This window comes from Streptomyces saintjeani, from assembly GCF_055409605.1.
This window is the reverse complement of record NZ_CP189624.1, coordinates 5011336-5033544: the sequence shown is the minus strand read 5'-3', so window position 1 is coordinate 5033544 and position 22209 is coordinate 5011336. Positions and strand designations below refer to the sequence as shown.

At 68.8% G+C, this 22209-nt stretch carries 24 protein-coding genes; 5 read left to right on the top strand and 19 right to left on the bottom strand.

Annotated elements, in window-relative coordinates; genetic code table 11:
* Window positions 1-4: 4 nt before the first annotated feature.
* The 10 genes from kdpB to ACQCO7_RS22975 form a co-directional block, all read right to left on the bottom strand.
* Window positions 5-2122 (bottom strand): potassium-transporting ATPase subunit KdpB, encoded by a 2118-nt coding sequence (kdpB, locus tag ACQCO7_RS23020; RefSeq protein ID WP_464073627.1) that lies wholly within the window; start codon window positions 2120-2122, stop codon window positions 5-7.
* On the bottom strand, window positions 2119-3783 hold the full coding sequence (kdpA, locus tag ACQCO7_RS23015; protein WP_464073626.1) for a potassium-transporting ATPase subunit KdpA: 1665 nt from the start codon (window positions 3781-3783) through the stop codon (window positions 2119-2121). The genes kdpB and kdpA overlap by 4 nt, the downstream gene beginning before the upstream one ends.
* 7 nt (window positions 3784-3790) lie before the next feature.
* Window positions 3791-3880 (bottom strand): K(+)-transporting ATPase subunit F, encoded by a 90-nt coding sequence (kdpF, locus tag ACQCO7_RS23010; protein ID WP_010351568.1) that lies wholly within the window; start codon window positions 3878-3880, stop codon window positions 3791-3793.
* Window positions 3877-4062, bottom strand: coding sequence for a hypothetical protein (locus ACQCO7_RS23005; protein ID WP_464073625.1), 186 nt, complete (start codon window positions 4060-4062; stop codon window positions 3877-3879). Before ACQCO7_RS23005 ends, kdpF begins: the two co-directional genes overlap by 4 nt.
* An 86-nt stretch (window positions 4063-4148) precedes the next feature.
* A complete protein-coding gene (locus ACQCO7_RS23000; RefSeq protein ID WP_234330308.1) occupies window positions 4149-4931 on the bottom strand; it encodes an inositol monophosphatase family protein in 783 nt (260 codons plus the stop codon).
* Window positions 4924-5574, bottom strand: a complete 651-nt coding sequence (locus ACQCO7_RS22995; protein WP_464073624.1) for a glycerophosphodiester phosphodiesterase — start codon at window positions 5572-5574, stop codon at window positions 4924-4926. The genes ACQCO7_RS23000 and ACQCO7_RS22995 overlap by 8 nt, the downstream gene beginning before the upstream one ends.
* Window positions 5571-6638 (bottom strand): ABC transporter ATP-binding protein, encoded by a 1068-nt coding sequence (locus ACQCO7_RS22990; RefSeq protein WP_464073623.1) that lies wholly within the window; start codon window positions 6636-6638, stop codon window positions 5571-5573. Before ACQCO7_RS22990 ends, ACQCO7_RS22995 begins: the two co-directional genes overlap by 4 nt.
* Window positions 6635-7447 carry an ABC transporter permease gene (locus ACQCO7_RS22985; RefSeq protein WP_464073622.1) on the bottom strand — a complete coding sequence of 271 codons (813 nt, stop codon included), beginning with the start codon at window positions 7445-7447 and terminating at the stop codon, window positions 6635-6637. The genes ACQCO7_RS22990 and ACQCO7_RS22985 overlap by 4 nt, the downstream gene beginning before the upstream one ends.
* The gene (locus tag ACQCO7_RS22980; RefSeq protein ID WP_464073621.1) at window positions 7444-8436 is read right to left on the bottom strand and encodes an ABC transporter permease; all 993 of its coding nucleotides are present in this window, start codon (window positions 8434-8436) and stop codon (window positions 7444-7446) included. Before ACQCO7_RS22980 ends, ACQCO7_RS22985 begins: the two co-directional genes overlap by 4 nt.
* Window positions 8433-9590, bottom strand: a complete 1158-nt coding sequence (locus ACQCO7_RS22975) for an extracellular solute-binding protein (RefSeq protein WP_464073620.1) — start codon at window positions 9588-9590, stop codon at window positions 8433-8435. Before ACQCO7_RS22975 ends, ACQCO7_RS22980 begins: the two co-directional genes overlap by 4 nt.
* A 307-nt stretch (window positions 9591-9897) precedes the next feature.
* On the opposite strand from ACQCO7_RS22975, the gene ACQCO7_RS22970 reads away from it, so the two are divergent.
* Window positions 9898-10821, top strand: coding sequence for a hypothetical protein (locus ACQCO7_RS22970; protein WP_464073619.1), 924 nt, complete (start codon window positions 9898-9900; stop codon window positions 10819-10821).
* 71 nt (window positions 10822-10892) lie between these two features.
* On the opposite strand, the gene ACQCO7_RS22965 is transcribed toward ACQCO7_RS22970, so the two are convergent.
* Window positions 10893-11912: a hemolysin family protein gene (locus ACQCO7_RS22965; protein ID WP_464073618.1), complete on the bottom strand. Its 1020-nt coding sequence runs from the start codon at window positions 11910-11912 to the stop codon at window positions 10893-10895.
* Entirely contained in the window at window positions 11909-13228 is a 1320-nt protein-coding gene (locus ACQCO7_RS22960; RefSeq protein ID WP_464073617.1) for a hemolysin family protein, read from the bottom strand. The genes ACQCO7_RS22965 and ACQCO7_RS22960 overlap by 4 nt, the downstream gene beginning before the upstream one ends.
* A gap of 381 nt (window positions 13229-13609) precedes the next feature.
* Between ACQCO7_RS22960 and ACQCO7_RS22955 the strand changes: the two genes are divergently transcribed.
* Together ACQCO7_RS22955 and ACQCO7_RS22950 are read left to right on the top strand one after the other, a co-directional pair.
* Entirely contained in the window at window positions 13610-14635 is a 1026-nt protein-coding gene (locus ACQCO7_RS22955) for a sporulation protein (protein WP_464073616.1), read from the top strand.
* Between the two features lies 1 nt (window position 14636).
* The gene (locus ACQCO7_RS22950) at window positions 14637-14879 is read left to right on the top strand and encodes a twin-arginine translocase TatA/TatE family subunit (RefSeq protein ID WP_010351583.1); all 243 of its coding nucleotides are present in this window, start codon (window positions 14637-14639) and stop codon (window positions 14877-14879) included.
* A gap of 36 nt (window positions 14880-14915) precedes the next feature.
* On the opposite strand, the gene ACQCO7_RS22945 is transcribed toward ACQCO7_RS22950, so the two are convergent.
* Window positions 14916-15965 carry a cytochrome c oxidase assembly protein gene (locus ACQCO7_RS22945; protein ID WP_464073615.1) on the bottom strand — a complete coding sequence of 350 codons (1050 nt, stop codon included), beginning with the start codon at window positions 15963-15965 and terminating at the stop codon, window positions 14916-14918.
* 171 nt (window positions 15966-16136) lie between these two features.
* A complete protein-coding gene (locus ACQCO7_RS22940; protein WP_464073614.1) occupies window positions 16137-16838 on the bottom strand; it encodes a hypothetical protein in 702 nt (233 codons plus the stop codon).
* A 412-nt stretch (window positions 16839-17250) separates the two neighbouring features.
* On the opposite strand from ACQCO7_RS22940, the gene ACQCO7_RS22935 reads away from it, so the two are divergent.
* Entirely contained in the window at window positions 17251-17706 is a 456-nt protein-coding gene (locus tag ACQCO7_RS22935; protein ID WP_409115445.1) for a tellurite resistance TerB family protein, read from the top strand.
* Between the two features lie 120 nt (window positions 17707-17826).
* Here ACQCO7_RS22935 and ACQCO7_RS22930 read toward each other — a convergent pair whose 3' ends face one another.
* The 4 genes from ACQCO7_RS22930 to ACQCO7_RS22915 form a co-directional block, all read right to left on the bottom strand.
* The gene (locus ACQCO7_RS22930; protein WP_464073613.1) at window positions 17827-18183 is read right to left on the bottom strand and encodes a hypothetical protein; all 357 of its coding nucleotides are present in this window, start codon (window positions 18181-18183) and stop codon (window positions 17827-17829) included.
* 60 nt (window positions 18184-18243) lie between these two features.
* Window positions 18244-19233 (bottom strand): trypsin-like serine peptidase, encoded by a 990-nt coding sequence (locus tag ACQCO7_RS22925; protein WP_464073612.1) that lies wholly within the window; start codon window positions 19231-19233, stop codon window positions 18244-18246.
* A gap of 202 nt (window positions 19234-19435) precedes the next feature.
* A complete protein-coding gene (locus tag ACQCO7_RS22920) occupies window positions 19436-19630 on the bottom strand; it encodes a DUF397 domain-containing protein (RefSeq protein WP_464073611.1) in 195 nt (64 codons plus the stop codon).
* A gap of 11 nt (window positions 19631-19641) precedes the next feature.
* Window positions 19642-20493 carry a helix-turn-helix domain-containing protein gene (locus ACQCO7_RS22915; protein ID WP_464073610.1) on the bottom strand — a complete coding sequence of 284 codons (852 nt, stop codon included), beginning with the start codon at window positions 20491-20493 and terminating at the stop codon, window positions 19642-19644.
* A gap of 193 nt (window positions 20494-20686) precedes the next feature.
* On the opposite strand from ACQCO7_RS22915, the gene ACQCO7_RS22910 reads away from it, so the two are divergent.
* Window positions 20687-21106: an ATP-binding protein gene (locus ACQCO7_RS22910; protein WP_464073609.1), complete on the top strand. Its 420-nt coding sequence runs from the start codon at window positions 20687-20689 to the stop codon at window positions 21104-21106.
* A gap of 169 nt (window positions 21107-21275) precedes the next feature.
* On the opposite strand, the gene ACQCO7_RS22905 is transcribed toward ACQCO7_RS22910, so the two are convergent.
* Window positions 21276-22208, bottom strand: coding sequence for a M56 family metallopeptidase (locus ACQCO7_RS22905; protein ID WP_464073608.1), 933 nt, complete (start codon window positions 22206-22208; stop codon window positions 21276-21278).
* Between the last annotated feature and the right edge of the window lies 1 nt (window position 22209).

Here is a 22209-nt window from a genome sequence, read left to right as displayed (position 1 = left end):
GCTTTCAGCCGATCCCGGGGATGAGGGAGATGAGGAGGTCGATGAGTTTGATGCCGATGAACGGCGCGATCAGCCCGCCGAGTCCGTAGACCGTGAGGTTGCGGCGCAGCAACTTGTCGGCACTGACGGGCCGGTAGCGCACGCCCTTCAGGGAGAGCGGCACGAGGGCGATGATGATCAGCGCGTTGAAGATGACGGCGGACAGGATCGCGGAGTCGGGCGAGGCCAGGTCCATGATGTTGAGCTTGTCCAGGCCCGGGTAGACGGCCGCGAACAGCGCCGGGATGATCGCGAAGTACTTCGCGACGTCGTTGGCGATCGAGAACGTCGTCAACGCGCCCCGGGTGATGAGGAGTTGCTTGCCGATCTCGACGATCTCGATCAGCTTGGTCGGGTCGGAGTCGAGGTCGACCATGTTGCCGGCCTCTTTCGCGGCCGACGTACCGGTGTTCATCGCGACGCCGACGTCGGCCTGCGCGAGCGCAGGGGCGTCGTTGGTGCCGTCGCCGGTCATGGCGACCAGCTTGCCGCCCGCCTGCTCCCGCTTGATCAGCGCCATCTTGTCCTCGGGCGTGGCCTCGGCGAGGAAGTCGTCGACGCCGGCCTCCTCCGCGATCGCCTTGGCGGTGAGCGGGTTGTCGCCCGTGATCATCACCGTACGGATGCCCATCCGGCGCAGTTCCTCGAACCGCTCCCGCATGCCGTCCTTGACGACGTCCTTGAGGTGGATGACGCCCAACACCCGTGCCCCGTCGGCGTCTTCGACGGCGACCAGCAGCGGGGTGCCGCCGGACTGAGAGATGCGGTCGGTCAACTCCTGGGCGTCGGCGGCGACTTCACCGCCCTGTTCGCGAACCCAGGCCACGACGGAGGCCGTTGCCCCCTTGCGGACCTTACGACCGTCCAGGTCGACGCCCGACATACGGGTCTGGGCCGTGAAGGCGATCCACTCGGCGTGGCTCAACTCCCCTTCGTGGCGCTCCCGCAGCCCGTACTTCTCCTTCGCGAGGACGACGATGGAGCGGCCCTCGGGGGTCTCGTCGGCCAGCGACGACAACTGCGCGGCGTCGGCGACCTCGGCCTCGGTCGTACCGCGCACGGGCACGAACTCCGCCGCCCTGCGGTTGCCGTAGGTGATGGTGCCGGTCTTGTCGAGCAGCAGCGTGGAGACGTCCCCGGCGGCCTCAACTGCCCTGCCGGACATGGCGAGTACGTTGCGCTGGACGAGCCGGTCCATGCCGGCGATGCCGATCGCGGAGAGCAGCGCGCCGATCGTGGTCGGGATGAGGCAGACCAGGAGCGCGACCAGGACGACCATCGTCAGGTGGGTGCCCGCGTAGGTGGCGAACGGCGGGAGCGTGGCGCAGGCGAGCAAGAAGACGATGGTCAGCGAGGCGAGCAGGATGTTCAGCGCGATCTCGTTGGGCGTCTTCTGCCGGGCCGCGCCCTCGACCAGGTTGATCATCCGGTCGATGAAGGTCTCGCCGGGCTTCGTCGTGATCTTGATGACGATGCGGTCGGAGAGGACCTTCGTCCCACCGGTCACGGCGGAGCGGTCACCGCCCGACTCCCGGATGACGGGGGCCGATTCACCGGTGATCGCCGACTCGTCGACCGAGGCGACGCCCTCGACGACGTCGCCGTCACCGGGGATGACGTCCCCCGCCTCGCAGACGACGAGATCCCCGATCCTCAGTTCCGTGCCCGGGACTTCGGTCCCGTCGACCTTGCGCGCGACCGTGTCGGTCTTGGCCTTGCGCAGCGTGTCCGCCTGCGCCTTGCCGCGCCCTTCCGCGACCGCCTCCGCGAGGTTGGCGAAGACGACGGTCAGCCACAGCCAGGCGCTGATCGTCCAACCGAACCAGTCCGTGGGGTCCTTGAAGGAGAAGACGGTCGTCAGCACCGACCCGATCCACACCACGAACATCACGGGCGACTTGACCATCACCCGCGGATCGAGCTTTCGGACCGCCTCGGGAACCGACTTCAGCAACTGCTTCGGGTCGAACAGCCCTGCGCCCACACGGTTTTGGGCGGAGTCCCGTCCGGCCGGGGCGTCCGGGTGGGGTGCGAGGGTGGGAGTGGACATAGCGTCCTCTTGGTCCTTCGTACGAGTCGTCATGACGCCAGCCCCTCCGCCAGCGGTCCCAGCGCCAGCGCCGGGAAGTAGGTCAGCCCCGTGATGATGAGGATCGCGCCGACCAACAGGCCGGTGAACAGGGGCTTTTCGGTGCGCAGCGTGCCCGCCGTGACCGGCACGGGGCGCTGTTCGGCGAGCGAGCCGGCCAGCGCCAGCACGAACACCATCGGGAGGAACCGGCCAAGTGCCATGGCCAGCGCGGTCGTTGTGTTGTACCAGTCGGTGTTGGCGTTGAGTCCGGCGAACGCGGAGCCGTTGTTGTTCGCCGCCGAGGTGAACGCGTACAGCACCTCGGAGAAGCCGTGCGCACCGGAGTTGAGCATCGAGTGCGGCGGCGTCGACATCGCCATCGACACGGCCGTGAAGACCAGGGCCAGCGCCGGGGTGATGAGGATGTAGCAGGCGGCGAGCTTGATCTCGCGGGCGCCGATCTTCTTGCCCAGGTACTCGGGGGTGCGGCCGACCATGAGGCCCGCGATGAACACCGCGATGATCGCCATGACGAGCATGCCGTAGAGGCCGGAGCCGGTGCCGCCGGGCGCGATCTCGCCCAGCATCATGCCCAGCATCGCGATGCCGCCGCCGAGGCCGGTGAAGGACGAGTGGAAGGAGTCCACCGCGCCGGTCGAGGTGAGCGTCGTCGACACCGCGAAGATGGACGATCCGCCGACGCCGAAGCGCACCTCCTTGCCCTCCAGCGCGCCGCCCGCCGCCGTCAACGCCGGTCCGTGGTGGGCGAATTCGGTCCACATCATCAGCGCGGCGAAGCCGACCCAGATGACGCCCATCGTCGCGAGGATCGCGTAGCCCTGCTTCACCGAGCCGACCATGACGCCGAACGTCCGGGTCAGCGAGAACGGGATGACGAGGATCAGGAAGATCTCGAAGAGGTTGGTGAACGGCGTCGGATTCTCGAACGGGTGCGCCGAGTTGGCGTTGAAGTAGCCGCCGCCGTTGGTGCCGAGCTCCTTGATGGCCTCCTGCGAGGCGACCGCGCCGCCGTTCCACTGCTGCGACCCGCCCATGAACTGACCGACCTCGTGGATGCCGGAGAAGTTCTGGATCACGCCACAGGCGACGAGGACGACGGCCGCGATCAGCGCGCCGGGCAGCAGGATGCGGGTCACTCCGCGCACCAAGTCGGCCCAGAAGTTGCCGAGTTCACCGGTCCGCGAACGAGCGAACCCACGTACCAGCGCGACCGCGACCGCGATGCCGACAGCCGCCGAGACGAAGTTCTGCACGGCGAGCCCGGCCGTCTGGACGACGTGGCCCATGGTCTGTTCGCCGTAGTACGACTGCCAGTTGGTGTTCGTCACGAACGACACGGCCGTGTTGAACGCCTGCGCCGGGTTCACCGAGTCGAAGCCCAGCGAGCCGGGCAGGACGCCCTGGAGGCGCTGCAACAGGTACAGGAACAGCACGCCGACGGCCGAGAAGGCGAGCACCCCGCGCAGGTACGCGGGCCACGTCATCTCCGTGTCGGGGTTCGCGCCGATGCCCTTGTAGATCCACTTCTCGACGCGCAGGTGCTTGTCGGTGGAGTAGACCCGGGCCATGTAGTTGCCGAGGGGGACGTAGGCGAGTGCCAACGCGCCTATGAGTGCGAGGAGTTGCAGAACCCCCGCGAGTACGGGACCCATGATGCTCTCAGAACCTCTCCGGGAAGATCAGGGCGAGGACGAGATAGCCCAGCAGGGCGACGGCCACGATCAGGCCGACGACGTTCTCGACGGTCACAGCTTCGCCACCCCCTTGGCGGCGAGAGCCATCAGCGCGAACACCGCGACCGTGGTGACGACGAAGGCCAGGTCGGCCATCGCGAGCTCCTGAGAAGGATCGAATGCATCCGCAAGCGGATCGGACGCTTTCGAGCAAACCTCCCGGGGCGGCTGTTTCCGACCCCTCTTGACGGGTCCCATACGGCGCGGGACGGCCCTTTGACGGGTCCCTTACGGGGTAACCCCGGAGGGGGACGGGCGGCGTCCCTCTCCGGGGTCAGTACGGGTCACCCCCGCGCGGCCCGCAGCAGCTCCGCCGCCTCCTCGGCCACGCCCGGCGCCGCCAGCAGCAGCGGTGTGTCGTACCCGGGCAGCTCCGGCAGGGCCACCGCGCCGGCCTCGGTCGCGATCAGCAGGGCGGGGAGGCCGTCGATCGGGTGGAACTCGCCGATCGCGGCGGCGCTCGCGCGGCCCGCCGCGACCTGGACCAGGGAGAGGGCGGTGGAGCCCATCACGCGGACCGTGCAGTGCCGCTCGGCGAGCGCCGCGAGCAGCGCGTCGAGGCCGGTCCAGTGCCGGTGCGCGGCCCACTCGGTCATGAAGACGTGGCCCGTGAGGGTCGTATGCGGGTCGGCCTTCAGAGGTACGCCGTTCAGGTGAGCGCCCCTGCCCTTGAGCGCGGTGAAGACCTCGCCCCGCCACGGGTCGGCCACCACGCCGAGCAGCGGGCTGCCGTCGGGCGCGGCGAGGCCCAGGGAGAAGGAGCACCAGCCGATGCCGTGCGCGTAGTTCGTGGTGCCGTCGATGGGGTCGATCAGCCAGTGCGGCGCGTCGGGGACGCCGTCCGTGGTCCCGTACTCCTCGCCGACGATCCCGTACGACGGGAACGCGCGGGTGAGGACCTCGCGGACGTGCGCCTCCACCTCCTCGTCGCGGTCGGTGACGATGTCCGCCGGGCCGTCCTTCTGGCGTACCTCCGAAGGACGAGGCCGGCGGATCACCTCCGACGCCCAGTACGCCAGCTCCTGTGCGACCTCCATCGCCGCGTCGAGGTCCACCTCGTCACGCACAGCTCTTCACCACGCCTTCCACGTCGTTGCTGATGATCGCGTCCACGCCCCAGGAGATCAGTTCTTCCCGCCGGGCGGCGTCGTCCACCGTCCAGCAGCTCACCTTGATGCCCCGGGTATGCCATACCCGTACCTCTTCGGAGCTCAGGAACCGGTGCTCGGGGTTGTAGTACTGGGGGCGTACGGCGGTGAGGACCGGTTCGGCCGGGGGTTCGGCGCCGTACCAGCTGAGGAAGAGGGTGATGCGGTCGTCCCGGGCCCGGACGGCGGCCATCGCCTCGGCCGAGCCGCAGAACATGGCGTCCGTTCCGCCGGTCTCGGCGAGGGCGGCGACCGCCAGCGCGGGGTCACCGGTGTCGAGGAGCAGCGGGCGGTCGGCGGTCTCCAGGGCCTCGGCGAGGGTGGGGACCTCGGGGGCGAGGGCGTGCAGCTCGGGCAGGGTGAGGTCGGCGATGCGCTCCGGGCGGCCCCAGAGACGGCTGAGGTCGTCGTCGTGGTGGAGGACGAGTACGCCGTCGGTGGTACGTCTCAGGTCCACCTCGATCGCGCCGGCCCCGGCAGCTCCGGCGAGCCGGATCGCCGCGAGGGTGTTCTCGACGGCGCGTCGGGGGTCGCCCCGGTGGGCGACGGCGAGGGCGCTCACGCGGCGGCGCCCTGAGCGTCGTAGCTCTCAGGTATGTCGTACGACAGAGCGCGTCCGGCCGATACCCGTACCCGCTCCCCCACTCCGGGCGTACCCCCTGTGAGGTACGACCTGAGAGCTACCCCGCCGGTCTCCAGCCGCAGCACGACCTCCGTGAAGTGCCCCCTGGGAAGTACCCGGGTAACCACCGCCGGGCTGCCGTCCTCGCCTCCCATCCGGATCTCCTCCGGCCGGATGCCGACCGTCCTGCCCGGCCCGGTGGGGCCCACCAGTTCGGTGCAGCGCAGGAGTTCCGTACCGTCGGCGTGGCGCAGGACACCCTGGCCGGCGGTGACCTCGTCGAGCCGGTTGAGGCTGCCGACGAACTCCGCAGTGAAGAGGGTCGCCGGTGTGCGGTACAGGTCGTCGGGTGCGGCGTACTGCTCGATGCGGCCCGCGTTCATGACGGCGATGCGGTCGGCGACACTGAGGGCCTCGTCCTGGTCGTGGGTGACGAACAGGGTGGTGATGCCGAGGCGTTGCTGGATGTCGCGGATCTCCTCCCGGACGCGCTCGCGGAGTTTGGCGTCCAGATTGGACAACGGCTCGTCCAGCAGCAGGAGTTGGGGCTGGAGCGCCAACGCCCTTGCGAGAGCGGTGCGTTGCTGTTCGCCGCCGGAGATGCGGGCGGGGTAGCTGTCGGCGTGGTGGGCGAGGCCGACCAGGTCGAGGGCCTCGGCGACCCGCCGTTTCGCCTCCTCCTTGGGGACCTTGTGCATCTTGAGCCCGAAGCCGACGTTGCCCGCGACGGTCATGTGCGGCCAGAGGGCGTAGTTCTGGAACACCATGGCGGTGGGCCGCCGTTCGGGCGGGACGGCCGCGTAGTCGGTGCCGCCGATCTCGACCCGGCCGGAGTCGGGGGCCAGAAATCCCGCCGCCATACGGAGAGTTGTGGTCTTTCCGCAGCCCGAGGGGCCGAGCAGGCAGACCATCTCGCCGGGTTCCACCCGCAGTTCGAGGCCGTCGACGATCGTCCGGCCGCCGAGCGTCTTGGTGAGACCTGCCAGAACCAGCCCTGAATTCATCGCAGTTGGAACCCTTCGGCGAGATGGCCGCCCATGATGTGCCGGCGCACGCCGAACAGCAGGACCACGGACGGGATGGACAGCAGGAGCGAGAAGACGGCCGCGACGCCCTCGGGGTAGTTGGTGACCATGCTGTACATGGCGGTCGGCATGGTCAGGTAGACCGGTGCGCCGACGAGCAGCGTGCCCTGGGCCTCGTCGAACGCGGCGAGGAAGGAGAGGATCACCGCGACGAGGATGCCGGGGCGGGCGATCGGCAGGGTCACGCGCCAGAACACGGTCAGCGGACCGGCGCCCGCGTCGCGCGCGGCCTCCTCCAGGCTGCGCGGCACCGAGGAGAACGCGGCGGCGGGCAGCCACGTCATGAAGACGACGGTGCCGAGGAGTTGGACGATGACGACGCCCCAGAACGTCGTCATCAGGTTCAGCGTGTAGAAGAGCGACGCCATCGCGACGTACAGGCCGATCTTCGGGAAGGCGTTCACCGAGAACAGCGCGACGAGGAAGAAGCGGCGGCCGGGGAAGTCGAACCGGGAGAACGCGTACGCGGCGGGCAGGCAGACGACCGCCGACAGCAGCGTGGCGACCGGCGCGAAGACGAAGCTCCAGCGCACCGCCGCGACCAGGTCGGGGTTGTCGGCGACGGCCCGCCACCAGCGCAGCGTCCACTCCTGCGGGAGGAGTCCGGGGTAGCGCCAGGTGCCGGCGAAGGCGTGCGGGAAGAGCCACAGCAGCGGGCCGAGAATGAAGAGGGCCAGCAGCCCAACTCCCAGGCCGGTAAGGGCTTTTCGGAGAATGCGTACGGTCATCGCGTCGCCGCCGCCTTCCTGGCCTCGCGGACGTTGGCCCGGACGTACGCCACACCCACCAGCGAGGCCAGCGCGAACACGACGACCGCCATCACCAGGGACTGCTGGGGCTGGTTGTAGGACTGGAAGGTGTTCGCGAGCTGCACCCCGAGCATCGTCGGCGCCGTAGGACCTACGAGGTAGGGGACGGTGTAGCTCCCGAGTACGGAGATGGTGGTGAACGCGGCGGTGATCACGGCCGGTACGCCCGCCATCGGCAGGAGCACCCGGAGTACTACCTGGGTACGACCCGCCCCCGCGTCCTGGGCCGCCTCGATCAGGGCGTCCGGCACGGCGGCCAGTCCCGACGACAGCACGAGGACCGCGAAGGGGAGGTTGGTCCACACCTGGCCGATCACCACGCCCCAGACGGTGTAGCTGAGGCGGGGCGCGTGGCTCCAACCCAGCGCGTGCGCAAGGGTGGTGAAGGCGCCGTCGCCCGCGTAGAAGGTGAGGATCGCGTACGAGCCGATCACCGCGGGCAGGAACAGCGGGGTGATCGCGAGGGCGCTGACGATCTTCGCGGTACGGCCGCCGGTGAGGCGCGCGTACAGGGCGACGGTCAGCGCCAGCGCGAACACGGCGACGACGCTCAGGAGGGTGACCTCGACCGTGACCGTCAGGCTGCGCAGGAAGGCGTCGCTGGTCAGGACCTCGCGGTAGGCGCCGAGGGTGCCCCACCAGTGGTCGGCGGTGTGCTGGTGCAGGCCGATCGCGGCGATGACGGAGTTGAGGCCGCCGAAGTGGCCGAGCGTGTACAGCACGCCGGAGACGACCGGGATGCCGACGAAGAAGGCGACCAGGAGGAGCGGCGGGAGCACCAACAGGCCGCCGGGGCGCGGGCGTTGACGTCGTACGCCGCTCGCCGGCCGGTTTGTCGCGCCGGCCGGGCCGGGGCCCGGGGTGCGATGCCCCGCGCCCCTGCCCCGTACGCGTTCGGCGAGACTCACTGGCCGGGGACCTTCTGCTGCCACAGGTTGTTCATGTCGTTGCCGGTCTTCCCGGAGTAGCCGGGGCGCAGCTTGGTGACGTCGACTCCCGTGAAACGGTCGGCAGTTGCCTTGGGTAGTTCGGTCAGCGGGATCACCGGGTAGGCGGCGAGGTTCTTGACGATCGCGTCCTGCTGGGCCGCTTCCAGGAAGAAGTCGGCGAGCTTCAGCGCGGCCTTCTGCTTGGTGCCGCCCTTGGGGATGCCGATGTAGGAGGCGCCGCCGGTGAAGGTCGGGGAGGAGATCTGGGTGAACTTCACGGTCGAGTCGAGCGTGTGGTTCTGGACCGCGGAGAGGTACATGTCGGACCAGACCGGCGCGATGGAGATCTGGCCCTTGGCGAGGAGGTCGAGGACGGCCTGATTGCCGTTGGGGTAGACCCCCTTACCGTAGACGTACCCGTTTAGACCCTTGAGGTCGGCGAAGCCCGCGTCCCACTTGGACTCCTGCGAGGCGTCATACCCCGTCTGGAAGGTCTTGAGGGTCGCCGCGTCGAGGTGGCGGTCGAGGGTCGTCTCGACGAACGAGCCGCCGGAGCCGCCGGTGGAGGGGCTGTTGTAGGCGAACTTTCCGGGGTTGGCCTTGATCCAGGCCACCAGGTCGTCGTACGTCTTCGGCGGGGTCTTCACCTTGGTGGAGTCATACGCGAGGACTACGGAGGAGCCCCGGTAGGGGACGGCGGCGTTGTTCACCGGACCGAGGAGGCTCGGATCCACCTTGGCCAGGTTCGGGACGTCAGCCGACGACACCGTTGTCAGCAGGCCCGCTGCCGCCGCGTCCGGGGTGATCGAGGACTCGATGACGTCGTACCCGGCGTCGCGCTTCGTCTTCGAGGCGGCCTGGAGCTTGGCGAGCGTCGCGGCGTCGGCGACCCCGTGCGCCGAGTAGACGACCTTGACCTGGTAGCCGGGGTTCGCCTTCTCGAAGGCCGGGACGACGATGTCCTGCCACAGCGTCTGGATGTTCGTGTCCCCGCCGACGTACGCGGTGAGGTGGTGGTCCGAGCCACCGCTCGCCGAGGCCGACGAACAGGCCGAGGCAGCGAGGGCAAGCCCTCCGGCACACAGCACGGCGACCGCCGTACGCAGGGAGCGGGCGGGTATCCGGTGGGGCATGGTGGGGCTCCGGGCAATCGATGCGGAAGGGGGTGTTCCGCACGATAAGCACCGCGTTCGGACGGGCGCAGGAACCTCCGGGTGAACCCGGAGTGACGCCTGGAGAGCCACACCCTGTCACCTTACATCCCCTTTGTGCGGCTCTTACCGGGAGCCTTCAATCAGCCATCATCGGGCTCGGGTCACTCTCCGGTAGCACAGCGACTACTCCGGCCACGGGTGAACACGGGACTTCTCCCGCAGCTCGTCAACGGCCTCATACCGTGGGCGCAGGAGGAAGTTCACCGGCCTCAAGAGGAGTTCGGCCATGAGTGATCGCCCTGAGTCGCCTCGCACCATGACGGCGGAGGAGGTGGACGAGAAGCTCGCCGCGATGGAGCGGGCGGCGGACGTCTTGCTCCGGGAGTGGGGGGACGCGACGCGGGCCATGGACGAGGCGAACGCGGTCAGCGAGGGCAGGATCGAGCAAGCACACCATTCGGGGGAGCTGTACTCCCCTTTCGACGCCGAGTCCGTACTGGCTTCAGTGCGGCTGCGGCTCGCCGTGGACAGCGCGAAGGGACACCGCGACGCAGCGCACGCATTCGTCTGCTGGTGGGTGGACGCGGCGATGTCCGCCTGGCGGTCCAGCACCCTGGGGACTCCCTTGTCGCCCACTCGCTGGGGAGCTGTCGCGCCGGAAACGGTGATGTTCGAGGAGGAGTTGACTCTTCTGCCCCGAGCGGACGAACACGCACGTCAACTCCTGGAGTTGGCGCTTACCCTGGGCCGTCTGAGGTCCGATACCGATGAACTCGGCCCCGATCCAGCGGTATTGGCCCTGAACATGGCCAAACGCTCCGGACTGCGCGTCAGACGGGACGCCGAGGGCGAGATCAAGCTGGTGGACGGCGGCGATCCGGAGGAGCGGCGGCGCCGGATGTGGGGTGACTCGTGGATCGACCACCAGATGCCGTTGCTGCCCGACGCCGAGGAGTTGGACCATCTCCTCGCCCGCACTCCCGACCCGTCGGCTCAGCGCCTGAGGGCCGCACTCAAGTCCGTCGTCGAAGCCACCATGGCCAAGACGCGGGTCGACGAGCTGAACAACGAAGATGGCCCTTGGAGCAAGGCCGAGCTGACCGAGTTCGACCGACTCGACGCCCTCGCGGACGAGTTGACGCATCGCCTCGCCGAGTACGCCCGCGTCCTCACGGACGTGCTGCCCGAGGTGCGGGCGGTGAACACCTGAGGTCTGCCGCAGCCGGGGACGGCGCCTTCGCGGGGTGGCCGTCCACGGGTGCGGCGTAACTTCCCTCAGGATCAGCCGGTTTGGGGATGCAGGAGCCTCGCCAGCAGGTCGTCCAGTGTGACCAGCCCCGTGAGGCGGCCCTGTTCGTCCCGTACGACCGCCAACGTGGCCCGGCGGCGCCGGAGTTGCTCGATCGCCTCGGCGACGGTGTTCTCCGGGGCCAGTTCGGGGACCGGTCGGGACAACTCCCGTGCGGTGGTGGTGCGTTGCCGGGAGCGGGCGACGAGCGCGTCACGCGCGTGCACCGAGCCGACCACCGTGTCACCGTCGCGGACCAGCAGGCGGCTGCGGTCGTGGGCGGTGGTGAGCGCGAGGATCGCCTCGACGTCCGCGTCGGCCGGAATCGACGTGATCCCGGCGGCGGGCACCTGGAGTTCGGCGACCGGCACCTGCGGCTCTGTCAGGGAGTTGGTGATCAGCTCGGAGTCGTCCTTGCTGATCAATCCGAGCCGCTCCGACTCCTCGACGAGGTGGGCGAGTTGCTCCCGGTTGTGGACGGACGTCAGCTCGTCGCGCGGGGTGACCCGGCAGAGCCGGACCAGCGCGTTGCTCAGCGCGTTGAGGACGCGGATGATCGGGCGGACGGCCTTCACGACGCCCCGGAACATCGGGGACAGCAGCATCGCCGAGCGCTCGGGGTGGGCGATCGCCCAGGATTTCGGGGCCATTTCACCGACGACCATGTGCAGGAAGACGACCACGATCATCGCGACGGCGAAGGCGATGCCGTAGCTGAGCGCACTCGGCAGCCCCAAGTCGTGTAGGAGAGGGTCGAGTTCGTGGGAGATCGCCGGTTTCGACACCGAGCCGAGCCCCAAGGTGCAGACGGTGATGCCGAGTTGGGCACCGGCCAGCATCAACGACAGTTCCCGCATGCCCGCGAGGGCCGCACCGGCGCCGCGCTGTCCTTCGGCCGCCGCCTTCTCCATGCGGTGCCGTTTGGCCGCCACGAGCGCGAACTCGGCGGCGACGAAGAATCCACTGCCGACCAGCAGCAACAGGGTCACGAAGAGTGCCATCGGGAAGCTCATGACGACCGCACCTCCAGGCGGACCCGCTCCGGTACGTGCCGGTCGAGCGTACGGACGTCGATCGTGGCCGAACTCCCGTCCGGGAGAGGGATATCGATGCTGTCCCCGACCGTCGGGAAGCGGCCCAGCCGGTCGACGATCAGGCCCGCCACGGTGTCGTAGTCCTCCTCCTCGGGGAGGACCACGCCGGTGGCCTCGGCGACCTCGTCGAGACGGCGGCCCGCGTCGACGAGCCACCCTTCGCCGTCCGCGACGGCGATCTCGGTGATGCGGTCGCTCTCGTCGGCGATGTCACCGACCAGTTCCTCGGCGATGTCCTCGTAGGTGACGATCCCGGCGACGCCGCCGTGTTCGTCGAGGACGACCGCGAACTCGTCGTCCCCGGTACGCATCTGCTCCACGGCGTCGGGCAACGGGAGTGTGTCGGGCAGGAGTAGAGGGCGGCGGGCCGCGACTCCGGCCGCCGTGGCCGCAAATCGATCAGCGGGCAGCGCCATCAACTCCCGTACCCCCAGCACCCCCGCGACGTCGTCGGGGTGGTCACCGAGGACCGGATAGTTCGAGTGGCCGTGTTTCGCGATGAGTTCGACCGCCTCGGCCAGCGTCGCGTCCTTGCGGATGAAGACGGCGTCGGCGCGCGGCACCATCACCTCGTCGAGCGTGCGCTCGGAGAACTCCAGGGCGTGGTCCAGGAGTTGGGCGGTCGCGCTGGGCAACTCGCCCTGCTCCCTGGACTCTCCGATGAGATGGCCCAGCTCCTCCAGCGTCGCGCCGTGGTGCAGCTCCTCGACCGGCTCGATGCCGACCTTGCGCAGCAACCTGTTCGCGGCGCCGTCGAAGACGTGCACGAGCGGTCCGACGACCTTCAGGTACGACAGGGTCGAGCCGGCCAGCGCCTTCGCGAGCCGCTCGGGTACGGCGATGGCGAGGTTCTTCGGCGCCAGCTCGCCGATGACCATCTGGACGACGGTCGCGAGCACGAAGGCGAGGACGACCGAGATCCCGCCGACGGCACCCTCGGGGACGCCGATGTCGGTGAGCAGCGGTTTCAGCAGCGCGGAGACGGAGGGTTCCGCGATGAACCCGACCACCAGACCGGTGACCGTGATGCCGAGCTGGGCGCCGGAGAGCATGAAGGAGAGGCGTTCCAGCACCTTCAGGGCGCGGGTGGCTCTCCGGTCCCCCTTCTCGGCCTCCCTCGCGAGAGCCAGCCGGTCGACGGAGACGTACGCGAACTCCTGGGCGACGAAGTACCCGGTCCCCAGCGTGAGAACCAGGACGGCCAGCAGGCCGAGCCAGGCTTCCGCGGCGCTCATCGGACACCACCCCGCCGGGCGCCGCGGTCTGTGAGACCCGTAGTACTCAGGTATGAGCGGGATGGTCCGGGACTGTGTCCCGGGGAGTCCGTCGATCTGGCGGACACGCGTTCACTCCTTGATCAAAGAAACGTTCACTCCGAACGTTCACCTTGGCAACGATTGTGGCCGAGACCGGGTTCCCGCGCCCGGCGGAGGATTGGCCCCACCTGCGCGCACAGAAACGCGCAGCAACCGTTTTCAGCCGTTCCCGGCCCACGGGCGCGAAGCCTCTGCCGCGTCCCGCACCACCGACCCTATGCTGCTTCTACTTGAATGTAGAAGGCTCACGTGTGAAGAACCTCGCGCGTACCGGCCCGTGAAGAAGGAGTGGACGCCACGATGGTGTTCAAGCGACTGCTCGGCTCGCTCGGCGTGGGCGGCCCCACGGTCGACACGGTCCTCGACCCGGCTCCCGTCCGCCCCGGCGGCGCCCTGTCCGGTCAGGTCCATCTCAAGGGCGGCAGCGCCGACTTCGACATCGAGCACCTCACGCTCGAACTCGTCGCCCGGGTGGAGGTGGAGCACGAGGAGGGCGAGAGCGACGGCGTCACCGTCTTCGACCGGACCGTCGTCGGCGGTGGCTTCCGGCTCGCCGAGGGGGAGACCCGCAGCGTCCCCTTCACCCTGACGCTCCCCTGGGAGACCCCGGTCACCGAGCTCTACGGTCAGCCTCTGGGCGTAGTACTCGGGGTGCGTACGGAGCTGGCGGTCGCCGGCGCCAAGGACAAGGGCGACCTCGACCAGCTCACCGTCACGCCGCTGCCCGCGCAGGAGGCGGTCCTTGAGGCGTTCGGCCAGCTCGGCTTCGGTTTCCGCTCCGCCGACCTGGAGTACGGCCGCATTGCCGGGACCGGGCAGCAGCTCCCCTTCTACCAGGAGATCGAGATCACCCCGTCGCCGCAGTACGCGGGCGTCTTCAACGAGATCGAGGTGACCTTCCTGGCTGGTCCCTCCGGGGTAGAGGTAGTACTTGAGGCCGACAAACGTGCGGGGTACTCCTCCTCGGACACCCTCAGCCGCCACGTCATCGGGCACCAGGACGTCCGCGACTGGAACGCCGAGGTCGAGGGGTGGGTACGGCAGCTCGCGGAGCACCGGGGGTCGTACGGGTACGGGGGTGCGGGGTACGCCGGTCAGGGGGTACCCGGGAGCTACGGGTCCTACGGCGAGCCCGGCAAGCACGACGCGTACGGCCATGGCGGCGGCCACGAGGAGCACCGGCGTTCCGGGCCCGGCGTGGGGACGGCCATCGCGGCCGGAGCTGCCGGGCTCGCGGTCGGTGTCGTCGGTGGGATGGTCGCGGCGGAGGTCGTCGACGAGATCGGCGACTTCTTCGAGGGCGACGACGAAGAGGGCGAGGACTGACGTGTTCGGGCTCAGTGAGCTGGCGGTCATCCTGATCGTCGTCATAGCCGTGCTGGCCGCGAAGAAGCTGCCGGACCTGGCGCGGTCGGCGGGGAAGTCGGCGCGGATCCTCAAGGCGGAGGCGCGGGCGGCGAAGGAGGAGGGGAACCAGGTGACCCAGGAGGGCGAGGGTACGCCTCGGGTCGTACAGGGGGAGACCGTGAAGCGGGGAGAGGTGCCGCCGGATCAGCGGGCGGCGTCCTGAGGTAGTACCCGTGTAGTACTCAGGTCCCCTGCTGGGTCAGTCGTCCCCGTGGTGGCGGCGGATCCTGGAGGCGACCTCGTTCTGCTCGGTCTCCCACCAGGGGCGTACGCGGTCTGGCTCTTCGGAGTGACGGGTCTGACCGGAGTGATCCGCTTGCCCGGGCTGACCGGCGCGGCCGGTGTCACCGGCGTCGGCGGCGCGCTCGGTGGTGCGGGAGCGGGCGGCGCGGGCCGCCTGTTCCTCGTCGAGGCGGCGGTCGAGTGCCGCCGCCTGGACGCGTTCCGTGCGCGCCCACTGCACGAGGATCGCCAACAGGAAGGGCAGCGCGACGAGTTCGGCGATGCTCAGCATGACGCCGCCGCCGAGCTGCTGGTCGTAGTGGACGCTCGGTGCCCAGGCGGGGTGGTGGTTCAGGTACCAGGCGCCCGCGATGAGCGAGCCGTGTGTCATGACGACGAGGCCGGGCACGGCGTCGATGATGCCGTCGAGGAAGACGAGGGCGGCGCGTACGGGGTGGGTGCACCAGGCCGGGAGCGTCTCCTCCTTCGTGAGGACGGGTACGACGAAGAGGCACCCGGCGGCGAGGAGGTTGAGGTACATCAGTTCGTGGAGCCAGCCGTCGCGCAGGGCTGTCGAGAAGTACGGCGTGAAGTAGACGGTCAGCTCGGTGAGCAGGACGAGGGCGGTGCTGACCAGCGGGAACGTCAGCGCGCAGACGACCCGTCCGGTCATCGCCCGCCGTACCCTGTCAGCGGCCCGTTCCGGCAGCGCCTCGACCGCCAGCCGCAGCGGGTCCCCGAGCGCGAGGCCGAGCGGGGCGACCAGGTCCAGCAGGATGTTCTGGACGGCGGCGGGCCAGAACAGGACGTGGTCGTACACGGCTAGTCCCGACATCGTCGCGACGAGCAGCGTGCCGAGGCCGAGGACGGCGAAGGCGAGCGTCCGTACGACCGGCCAGCGTCCCCGCAGCCGCATCACACCCCAGCCGTACGCCCCGCCCAGCGCGGCGATCAGCAGCAGCGCCGGAACGTCGAGCTGCCAGGCGGTGAGGAAGTGGCCGGGGGTCGCGGCGGGCAGGGCGCTCATCAGGGTCGTACCTCTCAGGTATTGCTTCGGGGCAAAACGGTAGTACTACCTCTCAGGTATGACGCAGGCGGGCGGGGAGCCGACAACCTGCCCTTGACCTCGGCTTTGCTTGAGGTCCGAGGGTGGGCCGCATGGACACGAAGAACACGGAGGTGAAGGCCGGCTAGCCGCTCAGTGGCCGCCGCGCGGCTCGAAGCAGCCGCCCTCCGGGTAGGGGCCGTTGGTGGACACCTGGTAGTTCGTCTTCTGGATGAACGCGGTCACGCAGGCGTCGTCGTGGACGTGCAGGCCGACCCGTGCGCCCTCGGGGGTGACGTAACCGTCGTTCTCGTACCGCGAGTCCATCGGCTTGACCTGGAGCGTGCCGCCCAGGGAGCGGCCCTTCGCGTCGAAGTGCTGTTCCTTGTAGCCGAGTTGGAGCATCGCGGTGCGGACCGTCGCCGGGTCCCACTTCTTCTGCTGCCAGAGGCGCTTGAGGACGGGTTCGATGCGGGCGGCTTCGCGTTGGGCGTCGGCGGCGCTCACGGGGGACATGTCGGCGGGGATGCGGAAGCCGTTGTTCTCGCGGTAGTGGGGGGCTCCGTCGCCGGCGCCGGGTTCCACGTAGGCGGGGGCTGGTGGGGCGGAAGTACTGGGACCGCCGGAGGTATTACGGCTTTCGGGGGTACTACGGGTACCGGGGCTCGGGGTGCCGGGGGTTGCCCCTTCCGGCGTAACTCCTCCAGCTCCGGCCGTACCTCCCTCAGCCGCCGTACCCGCGCTCGATCCCGTCGTACCGCCGCCGGTGTCCGCCGACGTGTGCTCCTTGCCGCACGCGCTCAGCGTCAGTGCGGTGACGACGATCAGGGCCGCTGTCGCAGCGCCTTTCCTCATGTGGACCTCCGGCACATCCATCTCCCCCGTTACAGGCCGGACTCACCCTAGAGGGCTACCCCGGCCCTGTCGTGAGTGCGGGTACTCAGCGGGTGTTCGGCTGCTGTTGTGGACGGTCTGCCCCGTGGGGAGGGTCACGTAGTGGTCGAGGACGCCGAGGTCGTTCTCCGGGGTGAACGTCACGGTGACGCGGCCGAGGAGGTCGGACTGGGCGACCCATTCGCCGTCGATCTTCTCGACGGTGTCACCGAGGCCGTGGGCCCAGGCGGGGAGGAAAGAAACGGCCGTAGAAACCGGTTGAGAAACAGGACCTGGCCGGGAACCGGCGCATTAACTTCTACGTTCCTGTAGAAGATATAGGCAGGCAACGGTAGGGCGGCCGGAGTGGGCGCCCCTGGTTTTTGGAGTGTTCATGGCCCTGTGGGACCGCATCAAGGACTCCGCGTCGCAGATGCAGACGCAGTTGGTCTCGAAGAAGAACGACCTCAAGAGCGGCGCGTTCCGTGACGCGAGCATGGCCATGTGCGCGCTGGTGGCGGCGGCGGACGGTCACATCGACCCGTCGGAGCGGCAGCGTGTCGCCCAACTCATCGCGAACAACGAGGTGTTGCAGAACTTCCCGGCGGACGACCTGCGCCGACGCTTCGAGGACAACCTCAACAAGCTGACCACGGACTTCGACTTCGGCAAGGTCAGCGTGCTCCAGGAGATCGCCAAGGCGAAGAAGAAGCCGGCCGAGGCCCGCGCGGTCATCCAGATCGGCATCGTCATCGGCGGCGCGGACGGCGACTTCGACAAGGACGAGCAGGCGGTGGTCCGCGAGGCGTGCTACGCCCTCGACCTGCCGCCGCACGAGTTCGACCTCTGAGCTACGCCGATCGAGCGCCGGGCCTCAGGTACTACGGGGCCTGGCGCTCAGGGGTCCGGGACTTCCCGGGGTGTTACACGGGTACTACTGGCTGCCCTGACGAACAGAAGCTCGAAGCGCTCACGGATCCACCGGCATGTTGGGAATCCCGCTGTCGATGATGCAGTTGTCGGCGGGATTCTGCGTGTGGGTCCGGCTGTCGCCGGGGGCTGTGCCGGAGGCAGTGCTCGCGTCCTCCGGGGTGGTGGACGTGGAGGGGTCGCACGAAGCGCTGGAGCCGGTGCTCTGGCCGGAGCCACTGCCCGTGCTGGGTGCCGGGCTCGCCCCCGATCCCGCGCCCGACCCCGCCTCTGATCCCGTGCCCGAGACGCCCGTTGGCGGGGAGCCGGGATTGTTCTGCTCCGCGCCGCAGGCGACCAGTGTGCAGGCCAGCGCGCCGATGGTGACGGCGAGCCGAACTCGTAAGGATCCGGGCATGAGTTGGCCCCTCCACGTCGTACGTCCGTCAGTCGGCGGACGCCGGTTGGCGCATCAACGTCAGTAGGAAGAGTACGTGTTGAACGCGTCGCCGACCCATGTCGCGAAGTACGGCGAGCGCATCTCGGTCGGGTTGTCGCGGCGTTCGGTGTTGCTGTTCACGCCGTTGACGTACCCGCTGTAGTAGACGTTGTCGTCCTTGCCGAAGATCCACGGCCCGCCGCTGGAGCCGCCGGTCATGTTGCACGGCATCTTGATCTGGTCGGTGATCGAGGAGCTGCGCTGCGAGGTGGTCGCCGAGCAGAAGTACTGCCACTGCCCGTCGAACGCACCGGCCGCCGGGTACCCCATCGCGACCATGAAGCGGGCCTTGGGGTAGTTCCACTGGATCCCCAACCCGCCTACGGCGTTGACGAGTTCACCCGAGGAGTTCGGCGAGGTGATGACGATGCCGACGTCGTAGCCGAAGTTCCCGCTGTTGACCCACCCGTTGAACGCGACGAGCGTCTCGGCCCACCAGGTCCCGTACGGCCGGTTGCCGTAGTTGTAGTACGGCACGAACTGCCAGTTGGAGGCCCAGCCTTGACCGGGACCGCCGTGGACGCAGTGCCCTGCCGTGAACACCATGTTCTTGTTGGTGCTGTTGACCGCGGAGCCGGAGCAGACGTAGTCGATGCCGTCGGAGCCTCGGTAGAAGACCTTGCCCACGACCTGAGTTGCCGTGACCTTCAGCTTCGGCGCCCCCGGAGTGACCTGAGCCCCCTTACCGGCGACGGGTTGCGACCCGATCGTCGCCCCACCGATCGCCTCCTCAATGACACTGTCCGGCACGGACCTCCCCACTGCCTTGGGCGGTACGGCCGCTGCCATGCGTTCCGGCGTCCAGTACTGCGCGGTCAGCGCTTGTGCGCTGGGCGAGACGCGGTGTTCGACGGCGCCCGAAGCGGCTGCCGTCGCCTGGCCCTCGGCGGCGATGACCGTCGACGGCGCGAAGGCGAGCCCGAAGGCGACGCAGGCGGCGAGCAGATATCTACAGCGATTGCGTAACACGTGACACCCTCCCCATCCAGTGGCATGTCCACGCAAGCCTCTAGAGACTGGGCAAGTCCTGTCAATGGGTCTAACAGGGTCGGAAGGCTGGATATGGACTCAGGCTCAACGGGGCGTAGAGAAAGGGCACTTGAGCGACGCGGGAACGACGAAGCCCCTCTCGGTCGGAGACGGAGAGGGGCTGGATATCGCCGTAGGTCAGTCAGTTCTGGAGGTCGTCACCGAACTGTCCGAGAAAGGAGGCCCAGGTCTCGCGAGAGGTGATGAGGAGGGGGCTGCTGGTGAGCTTGGTGTCACGGACGGCGAGGCCGGAAGGGGCGGTTAGGGCGACCTCGACGCAGTTGCCTTCCGGCACGCTGTACGACGATTTCCGGAAAGGGGTCACAACCTCGATCACGATGTGTCTTCCTAGGTGCTCCGCAACACGCCCCGGATGAGTCGCGCAGTTGCATCCGGTGATAGCGCCGTCGATCGTAGTAGATCGTATGCGTTGCTGTAAGTGGCGAGCCCTTCGGGGTTCTCAAGGATCGAGCTGCTCCACAGGTTCTCCACGTGCACAGCCTCCACAACCGGTTCGACATCGAAGGTGAAGGCGGAGAAGGAGGGCGTAGCCGCAACAGCGCCCGCGCCGAACGGCAGCACCTGCACGGTGACGTTCTTCCGCTTGCTGATCGCCAGGATCGCGGAGAGTTGTTCGCGGTGAACCTCGGGGTCGACCACCGGATACGTGACGACCGCCTCCCAGAGGATGGCCGAATAGCGAGTACCACCGTCGCCGATGGTGGCCTGCCGTTTCGCCCGCACCTCCGCCAAGCGAAGGGCACGTACTGGATCGACACAGCCGGGGACCGTGTCGATGATCGCCCGCGCATAGGCCGGCGTCTGCAACAGGCCGGGAATCAACACCGGTTGCCACTCCCGGATGTACGTCGCGTCGTCCTCCAGCCCGATGAAGTCGTAGTAATCCGGCCGCAGGTCGTCGGCATACTCCGTCCACCACCCCTTCGGCTTCGGATTCCTCGCCAACTCCTCCAGCTTGTCCCGGACTTCCTGATCCTTGATCCCGTACGCGTCCAGCAGCAGCCGCACCTCGATGACACGTGGCGTCGCATGCCCGGTCTCAAATCGGCTTATCCGTGCCTGACTTGTGACGATGACCTCGGCGGCTTGCGGCTGGTCCAGCTTCGCCGCCTGCCGGAACCTCTTCAGCGCCGCACCAAGTCGCCTGCTGCGCACCGTCGGCCGTCCACCTGCGGGCATGTCTGCCTCCCCTCTCGCCGCCACCATGCCACACGCTCCGTCAACCCAAGGCCAGCATCACACGATCGAGTGACACCTCTGCATGCATTCATGAGTTTTGATTGCGACGGTCTGCGATCCGCCCCTAGCCTCATGAGCAACAGGCCGTTGTTCCACGGCCCTTGACTGGCGAGCCGTCAGGAGGCAATCCCCCATGCCCGACACCGTCACCTTCCAGATCCCCAAGAACCGCCGCCACGTCCCCACCGCCAGGCACCGCATCCAAAAGACCCTCGCCGACTGGGGAGTTGACCCTGACCTCTCCGACGCCATCACCCTCGCCGCCAACGAACTCGTCACCAACTCCGTCGCCCACTGCAAGATCCCCCTCGCCCGTATCGAGATCACCCTCCGCCTCACCCCCGACCACCTCCACCTCACCGTCGCCGACCCCGACCGCGTCCACCTCCCCCGCCTCACCCCCGTCACCCTGGAGGACGAGGGCGGCCGTGGCCTGGTCCTGGTCGACCGCCTCGCCAGCGACTGGGGCCACGCGACGGGCCCGTACACCAAACACGTATGGGCGACGTTCACCCTGCACCCGGCGGGGACCTGTGCTCCGACGGATTTCTGAGGCACTGGCACGAAGAGGCCGCGCAGCCGAAAGCGACCCCGGCGCCGAAGTTCGCGCCCCGGACCCGTACGTGTGGCGTCTACCCGACCGCCCGAAACCCGCGCACGACGCCGAACATCCCTACACACACCGGGAGTTGGAGTAGTCCCTCACCGACGGACGCCCAACCTCACAACGGCGTAGCCGCATGCAGGATGACGAACATCGTCACCGCCGAGTTCGCGGACGACATCGCCGACACGGCCGTCCCCGCAGCCGCCCCCCACGCCGCGAGCCCCACTCCCGTGAACACGGACGGCCAGTGCCGAACGGACGGCGCGGGACCCAGAAGTGCCGCCACCCGGCGGGGAATTGGCCCCGGCGCGGCGAACCCGGCGAGCGCAGGGACCGGTGCGCCACGGGACAACAGCGCCGCCTTGCCGATCGCCCGCGCGACCGTACGGCGGCTGCCGATCACCGCCGCCGCATCCTCGTCCGCCCAGCGTTCCGCCGTATAGGAGACGGCAGTTGAGAGCGGATGCAGGAACGGGTTGGCACGGGCGGCGAGTTGAACGGTGAGCAGGTACCGGTGATGCCGCGCGGTGAGATGCGCGCGTTCGTGGGCGAAGAGGGCCCGGCGCTCACTCGGGTCGAGGCTCCCGAGCAGCGCCGTGGTGACGACGATGCGGTCCCGGCGGGCGCCGGGGAGGGCGTACGCGTACGGCGTGTCGTCCCGTAGTACCGCTACCTCTGTGGGGGGAAGCCCGGCGAGCGCTCGGTGCGCGCGGCGGCGGAGGCGGAAGTGGCGCCAGGCCGTACGGATGCACACCCCGGCGACGGCGAAGAGGGCGGGGATGGCGGCCTTGCCCGCGACCTCGTCGTACGGGACGGCCGCGCGGACCTCGGGGTCGGACCACCCGTCGGGCAGGGGGTTACCTGGGAGTTGCGCCGTTCCGACGACCATCAGAAGAGCCAGGCAGACCGTGCTGCACAGGGCCATGACCGCGGCCATCGCGGTGAGCAGGCGGGAAGCGGCGCGCGGATGGAGGTGCTGTTCGGCGAGGCGCGCTATCGGCCAGGCCGTCAGGGGCAGGACCAGGGGGAGGAAGATGAAGAACCCCATA